General features: G+C 69.6%; 6 protein-coding genes. 1 reads left to right on the plus strand and 5 read right to left on the minus strand.

The features are described 5' to 3' along the window. Positions 1–45: 45 nt before the first annotated feature. The 5 genes from ACFWY6_RS34940 to ACFWY6_RS34960 all read right to left on the minus strand — a co-directional run bounded on the left by ACFWY6_RS34940 (position 46) and on the right by ACFWY6_RS34960 (position 5,118). Entirely contained in the window at positions 46–1,035 is a 990-nt protein-coding gene (locus ACFWY6_RS34940) for a zinc-dependent alcohol dehydrogenase family protein (protein WP_360763682.1), read from the minus strand. After that, positions 1,032–1,913: a carbohydrate ABC transporter permease gene (locus ACFWY6_RS34945; RefSeq protein WP_384699250.1), complete on the minus strand. Its 882-nt coding sequence runs from the start codon at positions 1,911–1,913 to the stop codon at positions 1,032–1,034. Before ACFWY6_RS34945 ends, ACFWY6_RS34940 begins: the two co-directional genes overlap by 4 nt. Then, entirely contained in the window at positions 1,913–2,857 is a 945-nt protein-coding gene (locus tag ACFWY6_RS34950; protein ID WP_361826818.1) for a sugar ABC transporter permease, read from the minus strand. The genes ACFWY6_RS34945 and ACFWY6_RS34950 overlap by 1 nt, the downstream gene beginning before the upstream one ends. Next, complete coding sequence (locus ACFWY6_RS34955) at positions 2,854–4,221, minus strand: ABC transporter substrate-binding protein (protein WP_384699254.1); 1,368 nt, start codon at positions 4,219–4,221, stop codon at positions 2,854–2,856. Before ACFWY6_RS34955 ends, ACFWY6_RS34950 begins: the two co-directional genes overlap by 4 nt. 126 nt (positions 4,222–4,347) lie before the next feature. Continuing rightward, complete coding sequence (locus tag ACFWY6_RS34960; protein ID WP_384699257.1) at positions 4,348–5,118, minus strand: DeoR/GlpR family DNA-binding transcription regulator; 771 nt, start codon at positions 5,116–5,118, stop codon at positions 4,348–4,350. A gap of 356 nt (positions 5,119–5,474) precedes the next feature. Between ACFWY6_RS34960 and ACFWY6_RS34965 the strand changes: the two genes are divergently transcribed. Further along, positions 5,475–5,661, plus strand: a 187-nt coding sequence (locus ACFWY6_RS34965; protein WP_384699260.1) for a hypothetical protein, incomplete at its 3' end; no start/stop codon positions are given.

Genomic DNA, 5,661 nt, shown 5'->3' on the forward strand with positions numbered 1-5,661 from the left:
GGCTGGAAGGCTCCAGCCCGTCCGGCGTCGGTGCAGCAGGGGCCGCTACGGCACCACCACGATCTTCCGGCCCACGCCGGAGGCGAACCGCTCCAGAGCGTCGGGGTACGCCGCCAGCGGCAGCCGGTCGCTGATGAAGACGTCCGGGTCGAGGACGCCGCCTGCGAACAGCTCCGCCGCCCGCTCATAGCTGTGAAGCACCGCCATCGACCCGGTGATGGTGATCTCCTGGTTGTAGATCCGGTACGGGTCGATGCTCACGCGCGTCGCGTAGTCCGCCACCCCGAACTGCAGGAACGTCCCCGCCTTGGCGACCCGCCCGAGCCCGTCCTGGATCGCCCCCGCGTTCCCCGTCGCGTCGACGACGATGTCCCAGCCCTGCGGCCGCTCAAGATCGTCCGCGTTCGCGGCCGAGCCCGAGACGCCCAGCTGCCGCGCCGTGGCGAGGCGGTCCGGGTTGAGGTCCACGACCTCCACGCTCGCCGCGCCCGTCCGCTTGGCGAGCTCCAGCATCATCAGGCCCATGGTCCCCGAGCCGTAGATCAGCACATGCGCGCCCAGCTGGGCGCGCAGCACGTCGTAGCCGCGCACCGCGCAGGACAGCGGCTCGATGAGCGCGGCGTCCTGGGTGCGGACGTGCTCGGGGAGGCGTACGCAGTTGGCGACAGGCGCGACCGCGTACTGGGCGGCGCCGCCCGCCGTGGTGACGCCGATCGCGGCCCAGCGCTCGCAGAGGTTGTTGTGGCCGGTGCGGCAGTAGCGGCACTCGTAGCAGTAGAGGGACGGGTCGACGGCGACCCGGTCGCCGACGGCGAGTTCCGTGACCTCGCTGCCGAGCCCCACCACCTCCCCGGCGAACTCGTGCCCCGGCACCACGGGCAGCGTGGGCGCGAACTCGCCCTGGAGGATGTGCAGATCGGTCCCGCACAGACCGCACGCGGCGACCTCCACGACGACCTGGCGCGGCCCGGGTGTCGGGTCCGGGACCTCGGCGACCACGGCCTTGCCGATGGACTCGATGACGGCGGCCTTCATTTCACGGCTCCCAACGACAGGCCCTGGACCAGCTTGTCCTGGGCGGCGAACCCCGCGGCGAGCACCGGCAGGGAGATCACGAGCGACGCGGCGCACACCTTCGCCAGGAACAGGCCCTGGCTGGTGATGAAGCCGGTCAGGAAGACGGGCGCGGTCTGGGCGACGACCCCGGTGAGCACCCGCGCGAAGAGCAGTTCGTTCCAGCTGAAGATGAAGCAGATCAGGGCCGTCGCGGCGATCCCGGGCAGCGCGATGGGCGCCACCACGCGCGCGAGGATGGTCGGCAGGCGTGCCCCGTCGATCTGCGCGGCCTCGATGATCGCGACCGGGACCTCGGCGAGGAAGGACTGCATCATCCAGACCGCGATCGGCAGGTTCATCGACGTATAGAGGATGACGAGCAGCCAGATGTTGTCGAGCATCTCGGCGTTCTTGGCGAAGAGATAGATCGGCAGGAGGCCCGCCACGACCGGCAGCATCTTCGTCGAGAGGAAGAAGAACAGGACGTCCGTCCACTTCTTCACCGGCCTGATGGAGAGCGCGTACGCGGCAGGCAGTGCGAGGAGCAGCACAAGGAGGGTCGAGGCCACCGAGGCCACGGTCGAGTTGATCAGCGCGGGCCAGGGGCTCGCGCCGCCGCCCGTGCCGAAGAAGTCGCGGTAGCCGTCCAGGGTGAGCGAGGCGGCGACCGAGGGCGGGTTGGTCGCGGCGTCCTCCTCCGAGTGGAAGGAGGTCAGGGTCATCCAGGCGATCGGCAGGAAGAACAGGATGCCGGCCAGCCAGGCGACGAGGCCGAGCCCCGACGCTCCCTTCGTACGGAAGGTACGGAAGGTACGGACGGTACGGACCCGCGTCACGGCGGTGTTCGTGCTGCTCATCAGCGGGACGCCTCCTCACGGAACAGGGACGAGACGACCCGCAGCGCGAAGGTCGCGATGATGATGGAGCCGATGACGACGAGGACACCGGCGGCGGACGCCAGGCCGTTCTCGTGGGCCTGGTAGAAGCTCTGGTAGACGGTGTAGGGCAGGTTGGCGGTGCCCAGGCCGCCCGAGGTGATCGTGAAGACGGCGTCGAAGTTCTGCACGATGTACACCGAGCCGAGCAGGGCGCCCAGTTCGAGGTAGCGGCGCAGGTGCGGCAGGGTCAGGTACCGGAACACCTGCCAATTGCTCGCGCCGTCCATGCGGGCGGCCTCGATGAGTTCGGTGTCGCGGCTCTGCAGGCCGGCGAGCAGGATCAGCATCATGAAGGGCGTCCACTGCCAGATCAGGGAGGCCTCGATGGCGATCAGCGGGGTGTTGGACACCCAGTCGGGCTGCGCGGCGCCGTCACCGCCCACCCAGTGCAGGAGGCCGTTGAAGAGCCCGTACTCGGGGTTGTAGAGCACGTGCTTCCACAGCAGCGCGGCGGCCACCGGCACGAGCAGGAACGGCGCGATGAGCAACGTACGCACCAGGCCGCGGCCCCGGAACTTCCGGTCGAGGAGGAGTGCGAGCGCGAGGCCGATGACGAGGCTCGCGATCACCACGGTGGCCGTGAGCACGATGGTCGTCAGGACGGACTTGCGCAGGTCCGGGTCGGTGAGGACCTCGGAGTAGTTGGCGAGTCCGGTGAAGCTGCGGGCGTCGGGGTAGAGGGCGTTCCAGTCGAAGAAGGAGATCACCAGCGTGGCCACGAACGGCAGCTGGGTCACCACGACCATGAAGATCAGGGCGGGAAGCAGCGGGGCCCTGGTGGCCCAGGCGCGCAGCCTTCCCGGTGGCTTGGCGGCGCTCACGCGCGCGGGCGCGACGGCGGTGGTGCTCGCGGTGGCGGTCATCGTCCCTCGTACTCCTCGGCGATCTTCTCGGCGAGCTTCTGTGACTTCCTCAGGGCCGAGTCGACGGACTGCCGCCCGGCGATGGCCGCACTGATCTCCTGGGAGACCTTCGTGCCGAGGTCGGTGAACTCGGGGATGCCGACGAACTGGATGCCGGGCGCGGGCCGGGGCTGTACGCCGGGGTCGCGGGGCCTTGCACCTTCGATGGCGGCGCGGGTGACGTCCTGGAAGGCGGCGGCTTCCTTGCGGTACTCCGGGTTGGCGTACGTCGATGCGCGCTTACCGGCGGGGACGTTGGACCAGCCGATCTTCTCGCCGACCAGCTGCTCGTACTCCTTGCTCGACGCCCAGGAGACGAACTTCCAGGCCTTGTCCGGGTTGCGCGAGGCCTTCTGCAGGCCCCAGGCCCAGGTGTAGAGCCACCCGGAGCTCTTGGTCTTCTCCACGGGCGCCGGTACGTAGCCGATCTTGCCCTTGACGGGGGACTTGGCGGACTCCAGGGAGCCCGCGGCGGCCGTGGCGTCGTACCACATGGCGGTCTTGCCCTGGGTGAGGTTGTTCAGGCACTCGGCATAGCCGGACTGGGCGGCTCCGGACTCGCCGTGCTCGCGAACGAGGTCTACGTAGAAGCGAGTTGCCTTCTCAAACTCGGGTGAGTCGAGGCGGGCCTTCCACCCCTTGTCGAACCACGTCCCTCCGAAGGTGTTCACCACGGTCGTCAAGGGCGCCATCAGCTCGCCCCAGCCGGGAAGCCCGCGCAGGCAGATGCCCTTCATGCCGGACTCGGCGCCGTCCACGTCGGCGGCGAGCTTCGCCACCTGCTGCCAGGTGGGGTGCTTCGGCATGGTGAGCCCGGCCTTCTTGAACACGTCCTTCCGGTACATCAGGAAGGACGACTCTCCGTAGAAGGGCTGTCCGTAGAGCTTCCCGTCGTCGCCGGTGAGCGACTGGCGCATGGGCGGCAGGATGTCCTTCTGGTCGTACGCCTTGTCCTTGCGCGTATACGAACCGACTTCATGCAGCCAGCCGTTGCGGGCGTAGATCGGTATCTCGTAGTTGCTGAGGGTCGCGACGTCGTACTGCCCGGCCTGGTTGGCGAAGTCCTGGCTGATCTTGTCGCGGACGTCGTTCTCGGGCAGGACCGTGAAGTTCACCTTGATGCCCGTCTCCTTGGTGAAGTGGGCGGCGGTGAGCTTCTGCAGCTCGACCATCTGCGGGTTGTTCACCATCAGTACGTTGATGGAGTCGCCGCCTGAACCGGTCCCGCCCGCCCCGGCCCAGCAGCCGGAGAGCAGCGGGGCAAGCAGCGTCCCTGCGGCGGCAGCGGCGAGTGCGCGCGGCCTCCGTCGGCTCTGGGTTCGCATGAATGCTCCTGGACTTTTGGGGACTTATGGGGTGCGTCGGGGTGTGGTGGGGGTGCGGTTGGGGTGCTTCCGGGCGTGCGGAGGCCCGGTGCGGCGGGGAGGGGGAGGGGGATGCGGCGGGTGTCGTCAGACCCGGATGACCTGCGGCCCCTGGAGGGAGTAGCGGTGTGCCTCGGACGCGGGCAGCTGGGTGCTGGTGACGATGGCCTCCAGGTCGCCGACGTGCGCGAACCGGCAGAAGCTCGTCGCCCCGAACTTGGTGTGCACGCCCGCGAACACGGTGCGCCGTGACGCCCGGATCGCCTGGGCCTTCACTTCGCTGACGGCCGGGTCGGGCGTCGTCAGACCGTGCTCGCGGGAGATGCCGTTGGCCCCGATGTACGCCAGGTCGATCACGAATCCGGCGAGCATCCGGGTGGTCCAGTGGTCGACGGTCGCGAGTGTGCCCGGACGGACCCGGCCGCCGAGGAGCAGCACGGACATGTTCTCGGCCTCGGCGAGGGCGCCGGCGGTCGCGAGGGACGCCGTGACCACGGTCAGGGCGCGGCCCTTGGTGGCCTCGGGCAGTGCCTCGGCGATCAGCTGCGGGGTGAAGCCCTCGTCGACGAAGACGGTCTCGGCGTCGCCGAGGAGGTCGGCGGCGGCGGTGGCGATCCTTCGCTTCTCCGGGACGTGCATGGTGGTGCGGAAGGCGAGCGTCGTCTCGAAACCGGCGCTTTCCACGGGGTAGGCGCCGCCGTGGGTGCGGCGGACCAGGCCGTGGTCCTCCAGGGCGCGGAGGTCGCGGCGTACGGTCTCCTTGGCGACGCCGAGTTCGGCGGCGAGTGCGGTGACGTCCACGGAACCGGAGTTCCGCGCCGCTCGGACGATCTTCCGCTGACGTTCTTCTGCGGTCATGACCGCCGCCTCCTTCCTCGCCGGATGCCCGTTCGGGCCCTGTGGGGAAGTTCTACAGCGGGGGGCGGTGTGTGAACAGGCTCGGAGCCGGGGCGATGGTGCCCGTGTCTGCCCGTTTGCCGGGGCGGTGGCCTGCGGTCCGGGCGGGAGGGGTGCCCGTTCGGTGGGGTGGGGGTGCCCGTTTGATGCCCGGGTGCGGGTTCGGGACCTTCTCTTTCCCCAACCCCGCCCCTTCCCGAAACTTTCCGGCTGCGCCGGCCGCGAGGTGGCCGCAGATCACCGGCTCCGCCGAGTTCGTCCTCAAACGCCGGACGGGCTGAAATGCCTGCGGCCGGGCTGGAAGACCTGCTGACGGGGTGGAAGACGTACTGACGGGGTGGGCGGGCAACTTCGGGGCAATCGGGTGGGTGGGCGGGAAACTCGCCGCGAAGCGGCGGTACGGCGGCGCGGCCGACGACGGCGCGTCGACAGGCTGGGGCCGCTGCGGGGCAATCGGGTGGGTGGGCGGGAAAGATCCGCCGCGGAGCGGCGGTCTTGAGCTCA

The organism is Streptomyces sp. NPDC059037 (assembly GCF_042740015.1).
Lineage (GTDB): Bacteria > Actinomycetota > Actinomycetes > Streptomycetales > Streptomycetaceae > Streptomyces.

Bases quoted from the DNA above. Each gene is read 5' to 3' on its own strand.
- ACFWY6_RS34955 (WP_384699254.1), bottom strand. From the start codon at position 4,221: ATGCGAACCCAGAGCCGACGGAGGCCGCGCGCACTCGCCGCTGCCGCC.
- ACFWY6_RS34960 (WP_384699257.1), bottom strand. From the start codon at position 5,118: ATGACCGCAGAAGAACGTCAGCGGAAGATCGTCCGAGCGGCGCGGAAC.
- ACFWY6_RS34950 (WP_361826818.1), bottom strand. From the start codon at position 2,857: ATGACCGCCACCGCGAGCACCACCGCCGTCGCGCCCGCGCGCGTGAGC.
- ACFWY6_RS34940 (WP_360763682.1), bottom strand. From the start codon at position 1,035: ATGAAGGCCGCCGTCATCGAGTCCATCGGCAAGGCCGTGGTCGCCGAG.
- ACFWY6_RS34945 (WP_384699250.1), bottom strand. From the start codon at position 1,913: ATGAGCAGCACGAACACCGCCGTGACGCGGGTCCGTACCGTCCGTACC.